This is a genomic window from Streptomyces sp. NPDC046261 (assembly GCF_040646235.1).
In the GTDB taxonomy this organism is placed as follows: domain Bacteria; phylum Actinomycetota; class Actinomycetes; order Streptomycetales; family Streptomycetaceae; genus Streptomyces.
In genome coordinates this window covers 153,795-168,430 of sequence record NZ_JBEYZU010000003.1, presented here as the reverse complement: position 1 = coordinate 168,430, position 14,636 = coordinate 153,795, and the positions used below count along the sequence as shown (strand labels likewise).

The following is a 14,636-nucleotide window of genomic DNA, read 5'->3' as shown; positions in this document are numbered from 1 at the left end:
GACAGCACCCGTTCGTCCCGTGTCCCCGATGCTTCTGGAGTGGCGGCGATGTCCTCCTCCCCCGCGTCCGGCACCGCGCACGATCCGTACCCCACCCGCTGTGTCACCGAGTCGGTCCCGGTCGAGCGGAGCCACCCGGTCGTCTGGGGGGACGGTACGGACGGTCCGCTGGACGCGGGGCGGCTGGCGGCGTACGAGCGTGACGGCTTTCTGTCCTTCGACGCGGACGTGCTGCTGACCGGGGAGCAGGCCGCGCGGTGCCGCGCGGAAGCCGGGCGGATGGCCGCGGACGACTCTCTGCGCGGCACCGAGCGCTTGGTGAGGGAGCCCGACTCCGACGGCATCCGTTCGCTCTTCGAGGTGCACGAGCTGTCCGAGGTGTTCGCCGCCGTCCTCCGCTCCGAGCCGCTCGTCGGCCTGGCGCGCCAGGTCCTCGGTTCCGAGGTGTACATCCACCAGAGCAGAGTGAACTACAAAGCGGCCTTCGGGGGTTCGGCGTTCGGCTGGCACTCCGACTTCGAGACCTGGCATGCCGAGGACGGCATGCCCGCGCCCCGGGCGCTGAGCCTGTCCATCGCGCTCACCGGGAACATGCCGTTCAACGGCCCCCTGATGATCATCCCGGGGTCGCACCGGACGTTCGTCCCGTCGGTCGGTGAGACGCCCGCCGATTTCCACAAGCTGTCACTGCTGGGGAAGAACCTGCCGGCCGGCCCTGCCGACCGGGCGGGCGTGACGGCCCTCGCCGGGCGGCACGGCATCCGGCAGTTCACCGGGGCGCCCGGGTCGGCCGTCATGTTCGACTGCAACTGCCTGCACGCCTCGAGCGGAAACGTCTCGCCCTTCCCGCGCACCAACCTCTTCGTGGTCTACAACAGCGTGCGCAATCCCCTCGGCGCCCCGTACGCGGCCCCCCAGCCGCGCCCCCGCTACCTGGCCAACCGCGAGGTCATCCCGATCCCCCGGACGGGCCCGGGAGCCGGCGGCCGATGAGGCGGGCCACCTCCCGCGTCGTATAGCCGCGCTCGAAGTGGCGCGGCTCGCCGAGCATGCGCCCCACGAGGCCGAGCAGCAGCCGCGCGTACTCCCGCTGCGAGCCGGGCCACGCCGAGGCGTCCAGCATCCAGGGCTCGGTCCCCTCCGACAGGTCGGCCGTGCCCTGCCGGATGAGCGTCTTGGACAGCTTGGCGCCGGAGTCGGAGAGCACCACCGGCGTGAAGACGCGCGGCGGCGGCAGGGCCCCCTGGTAGGACAGGAACGCCTCGTCCAGGAGGCGGCAGCCCGGTGCCCAGTCCGCCCCTTTGACGATCACGGGCAGCGCGTCGTCGCGGGCGGCCACGCGCTCCTTGAGGAGGTTGCGGTGCAGGGTCGTCAGCCCTATGAAGGCGTCCGTCCCCGGCGCGACGTCCACCAGGTACTTGCCGTGCTCGAGGCAGACCGCCGCGAAGAGCGCCTCCCGGGCGCCGGCCGAGAGCAGCTCGGTCTGTTCGCCGTGCTTCTGCGCCCAGCCGCACCGCGGGCAGGGGAAGTTCACCGGCACCGTGCCGGTGGAGGGGGCGAGCGTCCGGCGCAGGGTGTCCATCAGGCCCAGTGACGTCAGGAACTCTTCCCGGAAGGCGCGCCCCGCCTGCTGTTCGGTGTACGTCAGGACCTCGTAGGGGACGCCGGTGGCGGCGGACAGCTCGTCGAAGAGCCCGCCGTAGTGGCGGCCGACCAGTTCCCCGACGCGGGCCTCGCCGAGGACGTACCCGAAGGAGCGCTCGTAGAGGCTGCCGGTCTCCGGGCAGGTGCGTACCTCGTACGGGGAGTTGTCCAGGGCCCCGAACCGCAGGAGGACCCGTACCCCGAACCGTTCCCGCGCGGCCTGGGCGAGCAGGAAGGCGGCGGTCTGCGTGACGTTGGTGCCCAGGTGGGGTGTGCCGTTGATCTGGACGCCCGCGTACAGCACGACGCGGTCGCGGCCGGAGGCCAGCAGCCGGGGGAGGATGAAGTCGGCGCTGTGCAGCACGGCGCCGGCTGTGACGCTGACCGGCGAGACGAGCGCCGGGAGCGCCGGTAGCGCCGGGTTCGCTGCGTCACTCACGTCGCCCACATCGTCCACATCGCTCACGTCGCTCACGTCGCTCACTTCCTTCTCGTCTCCCCTCGCTCACCAGTGGTGGCGGACGGCGGCCGCCGGCAGGTCCAGGACGCGCAGCGGTCCCGTCCAGCCGTCCGGGCGCGGTCCGTCCAGGGCCTCCAGGCGGGAGGTGCGCGAGCGGGCGGCGATGCGCAGCAGCCCGAGCAGCCCGTCCCCGGAGAGCCGGTCGTGCGCCGTGGCCGTGCCCGGCCCCGTCCAGCGGCAGGCCAGGCCGACGATGAAGTAGGCGGGCACGCCGTTCCCGGCGCGCCACAGGACCGCCTCGCCCGCCTCTTCCAGGGCGAGCACCTGCTCCATGTGGGCCAGGGTGAACTCGCCCAGCGGCAGCGGGCAGAGCGTGACGGCGTGCACGCGGTAGCCGGCCGCCTCCAGCAGCTGGACGGCCTTGCGGGGCGTGGAGTAGCTGCCGATCGTCAGTCCCAGGTCGCTGCGGAGCGCCCGGCCGTGCCCGATGATCGCCGGAGCCCACTTCAGTCCGTCGGTGCCCCCGCTGATGGAGCGGCGCCGCGCGTCGGCCGGCGGGGTGAGCGGGACGTAGGGCGGGTTGCTGGTGACCACCAGCGGCCGGGGCAGCGGGGTGGGGGCGGTGGCCAGGAGTTCGCCGGTGGTCATGCGTGCGAAGTCGCCCCGGGCGATGGTGACGCGGCCGTCGCCGTCGCGGGAGGCGTAGTGCTCGCGCGCCCAGGCGACCGTCTCCGCGCCCGAGTCGACTCCGTGGACGCGGGCCGCCCCGGCGCGGGCCATCGCGGCGGCCGCCGCGCCGCTGCCCGACCCCAGGTCGAGCACGGAACAGCCCTCCGTGAACAGGTCCTGGGCCACCCAGACGCCGATCTCGGTGTCGGCCGGTTCGAAGAAGACCTGCGGGCTGGTGGGCGGGACGAAGTCGGCCCCGGTCAGGTGCTCGTAGGCGAGGACGCGGGAGACGTTCGGCATGAGGACCCCTGTCGGTGAGGGCGGTACGGGCTCGGTCGGCGGGCTCGGGGGTGTCAGCCGTGCGGCGCGGCGGCCCACTCCAGCACCGCCATGGCGCTGGAGAGCTTCATGGCCGCCTGGGTCCAGGCCAGCGACCGGGGGCCGTCCAGCACGCGGCCGGCGACCTCGTCGCCCCGGTGGGCGGGCAGGTCGTGCATGAACGACGCCCGGGGCCAGCGCTCCAGCAGCGCCTCGTCCACGTGGAACGGGCGGAACACCTCCCTCCAGCCGGGGTCGTCCTTGACCGTGCCGGTGGTCTGCCAGCGGGTGGTGTAGACGACGTCCACGTCGCCCGGGGCGGGGTCGAGGGCGTGTATCTGCTCGACGACCGCGCCGACGGTGCCCGCCCGGCGCTCGGCCGTCCGCAGTTCGTCCCGGGGCAGGCCGTACCCGGCCGGGGTGGCGAAGGTGACGTGGGCGCCGGGGACGGCGGCGAGGCCGTGGGCGAGGGCGACGGCGGTGTTGTTGCCCTCGCCGACGTAGAGCACCCGGATGCCGGTGAGGTCGCCGAAGGTGAGGGCGAGGGTGGCCAGGTCGCATATGCCCTGGCTGGGGTGTTCCTGCGCCGCCATGGCGTTGATGACCGGCAGTCCGCCCTGGCGGGAGAGCTGCCGCAGTTCGTCGAGGGGGCCGGCGGTGCGGGCGATGAGGAGGTCGAGCATCGAGCCGAGGACGCGCCCGGTGTCGGCGACCGATTCCCCGGAGGTCACCTGCAGGTCGCCGGGGCCGAAGGCGACGGGGGCGGCGCCGAGCCGGATGGCGCCGACGGTGAAGGCGGTACGGGTGCGGGTCGAGGACCTGGTGAACAGCACGCCCGCCGCCTGGCCGTCCAGGGGGCGGTCGTGGGCCCTGGCGTCGTGGAACAGCTCGACCGAGCGCGCGGTGAGGCCGGTGACGATCGGGGGTGGCAGCTCGGCCAGCGAGAACAGGCCGTACTCCTGACCGGGGCCTCGCGGGATCGGGGTGTCGCCCATCGAAACCTCACTTTTCGGTTCGGGTGGAGGGCCCGGCACCTGGCCGCACCCCGTGGCGGGCCGGCGCGGGCCGGCCCGGGTCCGCTTCTCAGCGCAGCAACTCGGCCGTGGCGAAGGCGTCCCGGCCGCCGGGCACGTCCAGCACCCCGGTCTCCTGGAACAGTCGTACGGCGTGCCGGGATGCCCTCCTGATGTCCTCGTCGACCCGCCGCGCCGGATAGGAGTCCGCCACGACCTGGGCCACGGCGGCCGGGCCGAGACCGGCCGTGGCCAGCGAGGCCCGTACCGGGCGCAGGTCGGGCAGCAGGCTGGAGCGGATCAGATCGGGCAGGCAGCGGGCGACGCGGCCGCGCAGGGCGGCGGACTGCTGGGCCCACAGCTCGCGGAAGAGCGCGGCGAAGAAGGTGTGGTGCCAGCCCTCGTCCCGCGCGTGGTCGCGGACGATGTCGCGGACGACCGTCAGGACGCGGGGGTCCTTGGGCACGTCGTTGAGGATCGCCGTGATCAGCGTCTCGAAGACCACGACCTGAAGGAGCTGGGCGAGTGGACCCTCGTCCGGCAGGGCCCGCTCCCCCACCGCGTCCAGCCGGGTCAGGAAGGGCCCGAAGTCATACGGCACGGGGGCGATGCGCGATGCCCGGGAGACCTGGTCGATGACGTCGATGCTGTACAGGGAGTGGTAGCCCTCGTCGACGTAGATGCGGTAGGCGTCGAGGCGGGTCGCGGTGGGGGCCCGCAGTCCGCTGCGGCCGCCGGCGATGCGTTCGGTGGCCCGGTTGACCACGCGGGTCTCGAACTGCGCGGTGAATCCCAGGTAGTGGTAGAGGTGCCGGGCGAGCAGGGCCCGCTGCCGCTCGGCGGGCAGGGCGCGCACCAGCGGATGCTCGAGGTAGGGGACGAGCGCGGGCGGGAAGAACAGCTGTCCGCGCTCCAGTTCGTCACCGAGCACACGGCGCGGACAGGCGCGCACGCCGGCTCGTTCGTCCCACTCGCGACGGGGTTCGGACGCGGTCATCACGACCGTCCCTTCAGGGGGTCGCCCGGTGCGGGCGCCCGGCGGGCGGCGGACCGGGCCGCGCCCGGGGCGGACAGGTGGTGGGGCGGACGGCGCACGGCGATGATCTCGACGCCCCGGCCCACGTCCACGGGGTCCAAACCCTGGCGGTCGCGCCAGGAGGCCGAGTACACGCTGTCGAGGTAGCGGTCGGCGCCGTCGGGGCACAGGCAGGCCACGCTGGTGCGCCGGGAGGGTGCCCGGAAGAGCCGCAGAGCCGTCGCGATCAGCGCGCCCGAACTGCCGCCGACCCCTATGCCGGTGGACTTCGCGAGCCACAGGCAGGCGCTGACCGCCTCCTGCGGGGTGACCCGGACGGTGGGGCGGTGGCCCTCGGGCAGGAACGCCGAGCGGCGGCTCGCGCCGATGCCGGACAGGACGCGTCTGCCGGGTGCGGCGCCGAGGGCCGCCGAGCCGACGACGTCGACGCCGACCAGCTCCCAGTCGGGCCGGGCCGCCCGCGCGTAGTCGCGGAAGCCCGCCAGGGTGCCGCCCGTGGAGACCGCCACCAGGACGCTGGTGGGCCGCCGCGGGATCTGCGCGCGTAGCTCGGGAGCGGTCTCGCGGGTGTGCACGGCGGGGCTGGCCGGGTTGGCGTACTGATCGGGCCAGACCAGCCGGGGCTGGGCGGCCAGCCGGTGCCGGATGTGGGCGAGCCTGCTCAGCTGGTAGCCGCCCGCTCCGTCGGGCTCGTCGACGGTGACCACGCGTGCGTCGAGCGCGCGTACGGCGTCCACGAGCGAGGCGCTGCTCCGGGGGTCCACGACAGCGGTGAACGGCACCCCGTTGGCCGCCGCGACGGCGGCGAGGGCGAGGCCGAGATTGCCCGAGGTCGATTCGATGATGCCGAATTCCGGGTCCACCCGGGCGGCGACGTCCTGCCAGAGGGCGAGCGCCGTACGGCCTTTCACGGAACCGTGCGGATTGTGTGACTCCAATTTGAGCCACAAGGTGGCCGGACATCCGTCGACGGACAGCTGTAAGGCGATGACCGGGGTGAGCGGCACCGGAGATCCGCCTTCCCCCGGCGGATTCGCGGGCCCGTCCGCACGACCCACCAAGACGCCTCCCGAGACTGCCCGGCACCGGCCCCTTCGCCGACCCGGGAAAACTTGTCCCCGGATCTTCGAATTTATGGGCGAAGCCGCGCCTACTGCAAGGTAGTGAACGCGCCACGTTCACCGGGGAGGAGGCCATGACAGCCGCATAATTGCCTGCCCTGGAAGGGAAGTCAGCGCCTTTCGCCGACGGCCCGGGAGTCCGGCGACCACGCGCCGCGTGGTCCTTTCCGTGGCCGGATCTCCCGGGAGGGCGCCGGCGGCCGGGGCCGCCGTGCGCGGTGCGGGCCGCCGCGGGCGCCGCCGTCAGCGGGGCGGCTGGTCCGAGGCGTCGTCGGCGGCTCTGGCCGGGCCGGGCAGCCGGGCCGGGTCCTGGGGCCTGAGGCCCTCGCTCGCGTTCGCCGCCGACTCCAGGGCGGGCGTGGGGCGCTGGGGGGCCTTCGCCGTCGAGGGGGTCCCCGGTGTCGCGGGAGCCATCGGGACGACGGGGGCCGCCGCCCGCTTGACGACCGCGGTGCCCATCGCGGTAACCGTCGTCGCCGTGCCCACCACCGGGCCCTCGGCCACCGGCGCACCGGACGGCACGGGCACGCCGGGCAGCATCCGGGTGCGGTAGAGCATGGCCACGGCGCCGGCCGATGCCAGCCCGAAGGACAGGCAGCACACCCAGGGCAGCCAGTAGAGGCCGGCCTGTTTGCCGATGTCCATGGCCCGGCCGACCACGGCGTTGCCGCCGGTGGCGGCGATCCCGGAGAAGACGTAGAACAGCCCGAAGTACGTACCGGTCAGGCTGTCGCGGCCGAACTGCGGGACCATCTCCATCACCGTCGGGTGGGCGACCATGATGCCGAAGAAGAGCAGGACGGAGCCGGTCACCATGACGAGCGTGCGTGCCATCGTCTCGCTCGTGCTGCCCGGCGGCTCACTGCCGCAGACGAGCAGCGGGGGCAGGAAACTCAAGCCCATGACCACGAGCCCCGAGCTCACCCACCGGGTGCCGCCGCCGTTGCGTTCCAGGGCTCTGGTGATGCGCAGCTGGAACATCATGTTGGCGATGGCGCCCGCGGCCAGCAGCACGCCTGCCGCGCCCTTCCAGCCGGAGGCGTCCAGCGCCCCTTCGGGCAGGAGCAGGTAGAGCTGGTTCTCCATGGTGAACATGCCGGTGGTGGCGAGGGAGAACAGCAGGAACCGGCGGTTGCAGCACGCCTCCCGCCAGTCCGCCAGGACCGTGGCGGAGGGGCCGCGCGGCGCCACCTCGCGCTTGGTCAGGACCATCGCCTGGGCGACCGTCAGCACCCCGAAGACCGCGGCGGCCACCACGGCGCACAGCCGGAAGTCGGCGAGGAACAGCACGCTGCCCAGGAGGAGCCCCATGAGGGATCCGCTGGTGGCGTAGACGTTGAGGAGTGCGAAGGCCTCGGCCTTGCGTTCACCCGACTCCAGCGCGACGTAGGTGCGTACGGCCGGGTAGAACAGCGCCGCGGCCAGGCCGGTGAGCACGGAGGCGCACAGCAGCAACCACAGCGAGCTCCCGAAGGCGAAGAGGGCGAAGCCCACGGTCCGCAGCGCGCACCCGGTGATGATCACCACGCGCGGCCCCAGCCGGTCGGCCGCGGAGCCACCGAGGATGAACAGGCCCTGCTGGCTGAGATTCCGCGCCCCGAGCACCAGACCGACGAGCGCGGCCGACATACCCAGGCCCTGCTCCAGATATGCCGCCAGAAACGGCATCAGGAGATAGAACCCAATGTCGATCCCAAACTGGTTGAACAATAGCAATCGCAATGCGAGCGGGAACTCGCGGGTCGCCCGAATGTTTCTCATGCGCGTTCCTGAATCCAGCCCGGGCAGGCGAGAACACCCTGGAACCAAGGGCGCGCCATACGGCCGGGGGGTTTGACGGTGCGCCAAGCGGCAGGGACGGCGACCGGTGCGACCTCAGGCTTCTTCCTGATCAGAAGCCTGATCAAGGGTCAGAGCGCCCCGGCGTCCAGCTCGTCGGCTCGCTTGTCCGTTCGCAGGAACGGCCGCACACGCTGACTTTTGAGTGGGCGGTCGATCATATGCTTTTGCGGTGCATCCTCACTGACCCCCGATTGCTCTCGGAAGATGAGCAGAGGACACTTTAGCAAAGCAACCTCTTTCCCAACAGTGCGGGTAGACGTGCGGTATCACCATGGGGATCGAAGCGGTGGCACCGAATTACTTCCGGTTGTTTCTTCGAGCGCTGGAACGACCGTGCTGACGAACGGACCTCCGAGCACCCCTTGACGAACCGGGCGGCTCCGAGACGTGCACATGGCACAAGACCGCCTCTGTCGACTTGTCATCAAATGGCGGATGTATGCGCTCTGTCCATTCGCCCGCTTATATGTCCGGGAAGATGATGAAAGGGCGCCCCCACAGCAGGCGACAAGTCGATTCATCATCAACTGACAGGAGAGTGCCTTGTCCCGGAGAAAGCGCCCCAGACACTCGGCGCCGAAACCCAGGAGGGTGCCGGCCGGCCGCACCCTCCTGGTGTGCGCCGTCACGCTCGCGACCTTCACGGCCACGACTCCCCCGGCCCGGGCCGACGCACCGCCCATGCCGGCGGTCCGGGCCTACGACCACGGCAAGCCGTTGCCCTCCTACGAACCGGTGCTGCGGCACTGCGCGAGGGCCGGATGCGCCTTTCGGATCAACCCGGACGACAACCGGGAGTACACCAGCGCGGTGACGTCCATCGGCAACGCGATCGTCAACTGCACGGACTCCGACATCGTCACCAAGCGGACGGTCACCCTGGAGACCAGCAGCACGGACAACATCGGCGGTGAGATCTCGGGGTCCGCGACCGTCGAGGGGACGATCACCACCACGGCGCAGGTCAACACCGACGCGACCAAGGACGTCGTGCTCGACTCCACCAAGGACCAGACGCAGGACCAGAGCCACTCCCAGTGGGGCGCCCAGAAGGACAAGGGCCCCACCACCGAGGACGTCACCAAGACCGGTACGAAGGACAGCAACCACGTCGGCACCAAGGATTCCGGCCACATCGGCACCATGAACAATGTGGTGCTGGGCGCCAAGGCGGCCTTCCAGACGGCCTTCAAGTCCACCTTCAGCCACCAGTGGGTGGTCAGGAACGTCGAGACCACGGACTACACCATCACGGTCAAGCCCCACGACATCGTGGTCTTCAGCGCCGCGAACGCGATGGCCAGGGTCAAGGGCAGGCTCAGCGACGACCGCAAGACCATGTACGCCGACGACATCACCGTCGACAGCCCCTCCACGGTGAACTCCAGCGTCATCTCGGCACAGTCCTTCACCATGCCCAACAAGTGCCTGACCTTGCGGCCGAAGGGCCGGGCGGCCGCTCCGGGCGTCATCGCGGCCGACCCCGACGGTCTGCTGCAGATCGCGCCGCCCCCGCCGGGAACGAAGCCGTCGGCTTCGGTGGTCCTGGTCCCGGAGCACCGCAGGGTGGTCGTCGTCCGCTGACGGGAGCCCGGGTGGGAAGTCGCCCCGGCCGCACGCCGAAGGACGTGCGGCCGGGGCGGCGTTGTCAGTGCCTCACGGCACGATTGTCGGGGGTGATGGCGGTGGGCCGGGTCCGCGAGCACTTGGCGAGCTCGTCCGGCGTGAGCGGGCCGCTGCGCTGGTAGAGCCGGTCGGAACGGCCCTTGGAGGGGGTGTCGAAGGTGACGAACATGCGGTACCTGCTGGTTTCGTAGTTGCTGTCCACCTTCTCATTGACGATCTGCGTGAACTTGCCCTCGGCCCGTTCCCGCGCGACCTGCACCTCGACCCAGCTGACCTCGCCCGGCTGGATGTTCCAGGCGATCTGCCGCGTCCGGTCGGTCGACCACACCCAGGGGTACTTGCTGTAGTTCTCGAACTCCTCGGCCACCAGGTCCCTGAAGGGCTGGTAGTCCGTCAGGGCGAAGTCCCTCGCCGTGACGGGCAGGCTGTTGTACCCACCGGGCTTGAACTGCACGTCGCGCTTGTCGGTGATGGCGTTGCGGCTGCAGTTGATGTACGCCTCGTCGATGACCTGGGCCCGGTCGTAGTACGGGCGCGTCGCCCACGGGTAGATCTCGAAGGCGCACGCGGTCCTGCCCGTCTTGCACGTGGACAGGGCGTCATTGACGCTCGTTCTGTTGTTGCCCTGGTAGGCCCGTGCCGGGGGCAGCGCGGTCTTCTCGGGCTGGGTGTCGTAGCGTGCGGGGTCCTGCGTGGCCCGCACCTTGGCGAGCATGGGACCGCAGTTGTCGCTCGTCTGGCTGTCGGGGGGCGTCGTGGAGACGAAGGTGATGCGCGGCTCGTCCTCGGTCGCCTTGAAGGTGACGGACCGGCCGGCCCACTGCGACTGGCGCAGGCCGGGCAGCTTCTCCGTCTGGAAGTCCTCCTTCTTCCGTCCGTCACCGCTGCCGGTGAGCAAGGAGTAGCTCTGTGCCTTGCCGACCTGCCCGGCCGGGCACAGCCCGTTGGTGCTGGGGCTGTCCTCCCAGGTGAGTTCGACCTCGGCACCCGCCCGTACGTCCCACAGCCGGGTCGAGAGGGATCGGTTGGTGTTCCGGTGCAGGTTGGCGGCCTGCTGCTTGTCCCCGCGCCGGGCCAGGGACGCCGGCACCGTCCCTCCCCCGTCCGGCTTGCCCTCCCCTCCGTCCCAGCCCCAGGGCGTCGCCCAGTCCCAGCCCGGCGAATCGGATGTGGGCCTGGCGAAGTCGCCGTTGACCACCGCCACCCCCACTTCGCGGGGTTCCCGGGCGGCGTGCGCCGTGCCGAGGGGAAGCAGGAAGGCCAGCGCACACCCCAGAGCGGCTGCGACGCGGGTCCTGCCATGTCGTGCGGACACTGTCTCTCCTTTCGCACGCTCCGGTGCGCGCCGGGAATTCCGGCGCGCACCGGGCACGGATGGATGTTCTGCGCGGCAGCCTGAATTCAGCTGGGGCGGGGGTTGTTGACGCAGCCGTCCGGGGCGAAGACGTAGTGCTCCTTCTTGAACACCGGCATGCCGGCGACGGGCAGCTTGCAGGTGTCGGTTTTCGCCGGTCCGGTTTCGTTCTCCCGCTGTCTCTTGGAGAAGGTGTCGATCCGCGTGTCTTCCTCTTTGATCTGATTCCGCTCGGGGGCGCCATCGGTGGCCACTCCGTTCAGGCAGGCGTTGTCCTTGCTGTTCTGCGCCTTGCAGCGCTCCATCTCGGACTCGACCTTCTTGGCCCCGCCGCACGCCGGGAGGAGCTTGCCGCTGTCGGCCGCGCAGGGGTCCTTCTCCTTGCCCGGCCCGCAGGCCGTGCCGGGGTGGTCGCCCTTGCAGGGATCGGAGTCGGGCGGGTCGAGGGTGACCGTGCTGCCCTTCTCCACGTCCGGGAGGGGCACCCGGGTCAGGAGGGGCTGGTCCGCCCGGGCCGGCTGCTCCGTGAAGGCCAGTGCCAGGGCCAGCACTGCCACGAGCGCGGCCACGGTCCTGGCCGGCGCCTTTCGTCTTCGCACGTTGACTCCTTCGGATGGACGACCGGTGAAACTGATCACGTCCATCGTCAACTCGCCTTTTCGGTAGGGCGAGTTGAGAGCGGGGCGAATGCGCCGTCCGGGGAGGAGTTCATCCGTGTGCTACGGGTACCTGAAGTACACGCTCCTGAACTCGTATTCACTTCCCTTCTCGTTGAACTTGCCCATGGGCGGGACGGCCTCCACCGGGTCGCCCTGGCAGCTGTCCTTGCTCCACAACTGGGCTTCGGCGTCGGTGTTGTTCTCCACCGGGACCCGGGAGCGGAACACCGTGACGCACGTCCCCTCCTTCGGGTCGGAGATTCTCTTCTGTACGTCCTTCGTGCCGTCGAACCGGTTGTAGGTGAACACTCCCGAGGCCGCTCTGGAGACGAGCGGAAGGGAACAGGTCAGGACGCTCACCGCGGCGAGCGTGCCGAGGGTGCGGGCGATACGGCGCATGGCGGGTGTGCTCCGCGCTCACAGGGCCAGGGGGTCGGCCGGGGAGCCGCCGCCCGCCGTCACCTTGTCGAACTTCATCCGCTGCCCCTTCAGGTCCTCCTCGGAGCGGCACGTCTGCTGGCGCACCTCGGTGCCGTCATCGGCGCTTCCCTCGAGGACCTCCAGGCACTGGCCGGGCGCCGAGGTCTTCACCACGAACACGTTGTTCCAGACCCGCAGAAGCCTGAACCGCTGGCTCTTGGAGTTGTCGTCGCAGGGGAACTGGACGACGGACGCGCCCGTCCTCTCACTGCCGTTGGCGATGTCCAGGCACTTCCCCGCGAACGTCCTGATCATCACTTCCGGCTCGGTCTTCTTGATGACGTGGAACCGCTGGCTGCTCGCCGGCCCACCGGTCACGCACGCCGCCTGCTCCACCGTTCCGCCGTCGTCGAGGCTCATCAGCGCCATGCGCAGGCACTTGCCCGCGACGGTGCCGTAGGGCTGGATGGTCATATCGCCGCTCGGGAACTCGTTGGCCACGTAACCGACGGCGGCGGACGACCGGGCCGCCACATTCGGAGCCACGCCGACCAGGCACGACAGGGCGGCCGCCAGCGCGGCGACCGACGACACGGCCCGCCGGAGAATCCAGGGTGTTCGCATAGCCCTCACTCCTTTCCGTCGCGAACCAGGGCGGAACGCGACGGAAGAGAGCGTGACACCGCGTTCCGGGCGATTCCCAGACCATTGGGGCAAGCTTCACCCGGGCGTATCAATACGATTTACCGATTGGCCTACGTAGAGCTTTGTCGACACATGGATGAAGAGTCACGGCCGCCTCGCACTCCCGCCCGGAGCCCGCGTGCGAAGCGTCCGGACATCCGCGTACGCCCCTCGGTCACACTTGCGCGTCGTGATCCGTCAGTGCGGTGACAGACCGAGAACCGCGCCGCCGCGAGGGCGACGGCGCCTGGCGCACGCCCGAGGAGAACCGCCATGAAGGCACGCATGCAGAACCCGGCCGTGATCATTCCCGAGGCCATGAAGGCCGCCGGGGAGCTGGTCAAGGCCATCCAACGGGGAGGGGTCGCCCCCTCGACGCTCGAACTCGTCCACCTGCGCGCCAGCCAGATCAACGGCTGCAGTGTCTGCGTGGAAGGGAGCACGCGCGGCGCCCGGAAGGCCGGTGTGAGCGAGGAGCAGCTCCTCACCACGGCGGCCTGGCGGGACGCCCCCTTCTTCTCCGACGCCGAGCGCGCCGCGCTGGCGCTCTCCGAGGCCGCCACCCGGATCAGCGACACGGCGGACCCGGTGCCGGACGAGATCTGGGACGAGGCCGCCCGGCACTTCGACGAGCGGGAGCTGTCGGCCATCGTCCTCATGGTCGGGCTGACCAACCTCTTCAACCGCATCAACGTCACCACCCGGCAGGTGGCGGGGCGTCAGCCCTGGGAGAGGGACTAGCCGGGCCAGGGGGGCGCGTGGCGTCCGTCACACCGGCGAAGGTTGTAGCGGAATACGTCTCGATTGGACGGCTCTGGGATTGCGTGGGCGTCACGATCGCGGCGGAGGGGCCATTCCGTTGAGCAAAGGGCGGGTAAAGGCCGTACTTTCGGTGCTCACAACGAAATCCGCGTGTCACGGCTGAGTGAACTTCGCGCTGAAGACGTTGTTCACCGACCAGAAGAAAGCCGTTTCATGCGCCGCTCCATCGTTCGCCGTACCGCCGTCGCCACCTCCGCGTTCTCGATGGCTCTGCTCGTCAGCGCCTGCGGGTCCGACAAGCCCGCCGCCTCCGAGGGCAAGGACAAGGGCAAGGAGAGCGCCGCCGCCGCTCCCGCCGCCAAGGTCCTCTCGGAGGCCGAGCTGGACAAGCTCATCCTGACCGAGAGCGATGTGAAGGACCTCAAGGTCTCCAAGGCCACCGAGGCGGACCTCGCCCTGGCGAAGTCGGTGACCGCCGACAAGGCCGAGTGCAAGCCGCTCGTCGACGTCATGGCGCTGCGCCCCGTCGGCACGCCCGGAGCGACCGCGCTGCGCAAGGTCATGGCCATGCCGCCGAAGGCGGCCGAGAACGCCTCGCCCGAGGAGAAGATGAAGGCCGGCATGGCCGTCCTCAGCGGGACGGTCACGGCCGACATGCTCGGCTCGTACGAGGGCAAGGGCGCCGCGGAGTCGCTCGCCAAGCTGCGCACGGCGGGCGAGACCTGCGGCGGCGGCTTCGTGATGAACGCCGGCTCGGACAAGACGAAGATCACGAAGGTGGCCCCGGCCACCTTCAGCGGTGGCGACGAGGCGGTGGCCTTCACCCTGACGCTCGACGTCGAGGGCACGACCGGTACGACCCACGTGGTGGCCGTGCGCAAGGGCAACTCCCTCGCGACCTTCCACGCCCAGAGCCTGGCGGGCAAGGCGGAGCTGCCGAAGGCCGTCATCGACGCGCAGCTGGCCAAGCTCAAGTAAGGCTCTTCGCCCGCAGCACACCCCCGCCCCGGCCCTTGGCCGGGGCGGGG

The 14,636-nt window shown here is 70.8% G+C and carries 14 protein-coding genes; 4 read left to right on the top strand and 10 right to left on the bottom strand.

Translation table 11 applies throughout. From position 1 onward, the window contains the following. Positions 1-48 precede the first annotated feature (48 nt). On the top strand, positions 49-993 hold the full coding sequence (gene thpD, locus ABZ956_RS07595; RefSeq protein ID WP_361888420.1) for an ectoine hydroxylase: 945 nt from the start codon (positions 49-51) through the stop codon (positions 991-993). On the opposite strand, the gene ABZ956_RS07590 is transcribed toward thpD, so the two are convergent. The 6 genes from ABZ956_RS07590 to ABZ956_RS07565 all read right to left on the bottom strand — a co-directional run bounded on the left by ABZ956_RS07590 (position 950) and on the right by ABZ956_RS07565 (position 8,022). Further along, entirely contained in the window at positions 950-2,119 is a 1,170-nt protein-coding gene (locus ABZ956_RS07590; RefSeq protein ID WP_361888417.1) for a hypothetical protein, read from the bottom strand. The two genes, thpD and ABZ956_RS07590, sit on opposite strands and share 44 nt — an antisense overlap. Positions 2,120-2,149: 30 nt before the next feature. Further along, positions 2,150-3,073, bottom strand: coding sequence for a methyltransferase domain-containing protein (locus ABZ956_RS07585; RefSeq protein ID WP_361888414.1), 924 nt, complete (start codon positions 3,071-3,073; stop codon positions 2,150-2,152). 53 nt (positions 3,074-3,126) lie between these two features. Beyond that, a complete protein-coding gene (locus ABZ956_RS07580) occupies positions 3,127-4,086 on the bottom strand; it encodes an ornithine carbamoyltransferase (protein WP_361888412.1) in 960 nt (319 codons plus the stop codon). 88 nt (positions 4,087-4,174) lie between these two features. Then, complete coding sequence (locus tag ABZ956_RS07575) at positions 4,175-5,101, bottom strand: diiron oxygenase (RefSeq protein WP_361888410.1); 927 nt, start codon at positions 5,099-5,101, stop codon at positions 4,175-4,177. After that, positions 5,101-6,147, bottom strand: a complete 1,047-nt coding sequence (locus ABZ956_RS07570; protein ID WP_361888407.1) for a pyridoxal-phosphate dependent enzyme — start codon at positions 6,145-6,147, stop codon at positions 5,101-5,103. Before ABZ956_RS07570 ends, ABZ956_RS07575 begins: the two co-directional genes overlap by 1 nt. 357 nt (positions 6,148-6,504) lie before the next feature. Then, positions 6,505-8,022, bottom strand: coding sequence for an MFS transporter (locus ABZ956_RS07565; RefSeq protein WP_361888405.1), 1,518 nt, complete (start codon positions 8,020-8,022; stop codon positions 6,505-6,507). A gap of 672 nt (positions 8,023-8,694) precedes the next feature. Here ABZ956_RS07565 and ABZ956_RS07560 point away from each other — a divergent pair. Next, the gene (locus tag ABZ956_RS07560; RefSeq protein ID WP_361888402.1) at positions 8,695-9,687 is read left to right on the top strand and encodes a hypothetical protein; all 993 of its coding nucleotides are present in this window, start codon (positions 8,695-8,697) and stop codon (positions 9,685-9,687) included. A gap of 64 nt (positions 9,688-9,751) precedes the next feature. On the opposite strand, the gene ABZ956_RS07555 is transcribed toward ABZ956_RS07560, so the two are convergent. The 4 genes from ABZ956_RS07555 to ABZ956_RS07540 form a co-directional block, all read right to left on the bottom strand. Further along, the gene (locus ABZ956_RS07555; protein WP_361888399.1) at positions 9,752-11,044 is read right to left on the bottom strand and encodes a hypothetical protein; all 1,293 of its coding nucleotides are present in this window, start codon (positions 11,042-11,044) and stop codon (positions 9,752-9,754) included. Positions 11,045-11,130: 86 nt separating this feature from the next. Continuing rightward, positions 11,131-11,682, bottom strand: a complete 552-nt coding sequence (locus tag ABZ956_RS07550) for a hypothetical protein (RefSeq protein WP_361888397.1) — start codon at positions 11,680-11,682, stop codon at positions 11,131-11,133. Between the two features lie 120 nt (positions 11,683-11,802). Next, positions 11,803-12,141, bottom strand: a complete 339-nt coding sequence (locus ABZ956_RS07545; protein WP_361888394.1) for a hypothetical protein — start codon at positions 12,139-12,141, stop codon at positions 11,803-11,805. An 18-nt stretch (positions 12,142-12,159) separates the two neighbouring features. After that, positions 12,160-12,786 carry an RICIN domain-containing protein gene (locus tag ABZ956_RS07540; RefSeq protein ID WP_361888392.1) on the bottom strand — a complete coding sequence of 209 codons (627 nt, stop codon included), beginning with the start codon at positions 12,784-12,786 and terminating at the stop codon, positions 12,160-12,162. Positions 12,787-13,119: 333 nt separating this feature from the next. On the opposite strand from ABZ956_RS07540, the gene ABZ956_RS07535 reads away from it, so the two are divergent. Together ABZ956_RS07535 and ABZ956_RS07530 are read left to right on the top strand one after the other, a co-directional pair. Beyond that, positions 13,120-13,587: a carboxymuconolactone decarboxylase family protein gene (locus ABZ956_RS07535; RefSeq protein ID WP_361888389.1), complete on the top strand. Its 468-nt coding sequence runs from the start codon at positions 13,120-13,122 to the stop codon at positions 13,585-13,587. Between the two features lie 234 nt (positions 13,588-13,821). Continuing rightward, positions 13,822-14,586, top strand: a complete 765-nt coding sequence (locus ABZ956_RS07530) for a hypothetical protein (protein WP_361888387.1) — start codon at positions 13,822-13,824, stop codon at positions 14,584-14,586. The last annotated feature ends 50 nt before the right edge of the window (positions 14,587-14,636 follow it).

Excerpts from the sequence above, each read along its gene's own strand:
- thpD (WP_361888420.1), top strand. The coding sequence starts at position 49 with ATGTCCTCCTCCCCCGCGTCCGGCACCGCGCACGATCCGTACCCCACC.
- ABZ956_RS07585 (WP_361888414.1), bottom strand. The coding sequence starts at position 3,073 with ATGCCGAACGTCTCCCGCGTCCTCGCCTACGAGCACCTGACCGGGGCC.
- ABZ956_RS07580 (WP_361888412.1), bottom strand. The coding sequence starts at position 4,086 with ATGGGCGACACCCCGATCCCGCGAGGCCCCGGTCAGGAGTACGGCCTG.
- ABZ956_RS07575 (WP_361888410.1), bottom strand. The coding sequence starts at position 5,101 with ATGACCGCGTCCGAACCCCGTCGCGAGTGGGACGAACGAGCCGGCGTG.
- ABZ956_RS07565 (WP_361888405.1), bottom strand. The coding sequence starts at position 8,022 with ATGAGAAACATTCGGGCGACCCGCGAGTTCCCGCTCGCATTGCGATTG.
- ABZ956_RS07545 (WP_361888394.1), bottom strand. The coding sequence starts at position 12,141 with ATGCGCCGTATCGCCCGCACCCTCGGCACGCTCGCCGCGGTGAGCGTC.
- ABZ956_RS07540 (WP_361888392.1), bottom strand. The coding sequence starts at position 12,786 with ATGCGAACACCCTGGATTCTCCGGCGGGCCGTGTCGTCGGTCGCCGCG.
- ABZ956_RS07535 (WP_361888389.1), top strand. The coding sequence starts at position 13,120 with ATGAAGGCACGCATGCAGAACCCGGCCGTGATCATTCCCGAGGCCATG.
- ABZ956_RS07530 (WP_361888387.1), top strand. The coding sequence starts at position 13,822 with ATGCGCCGCTCCATCGTTCGCCGTACCGCCGTCGCCACCTCCGCGTTC.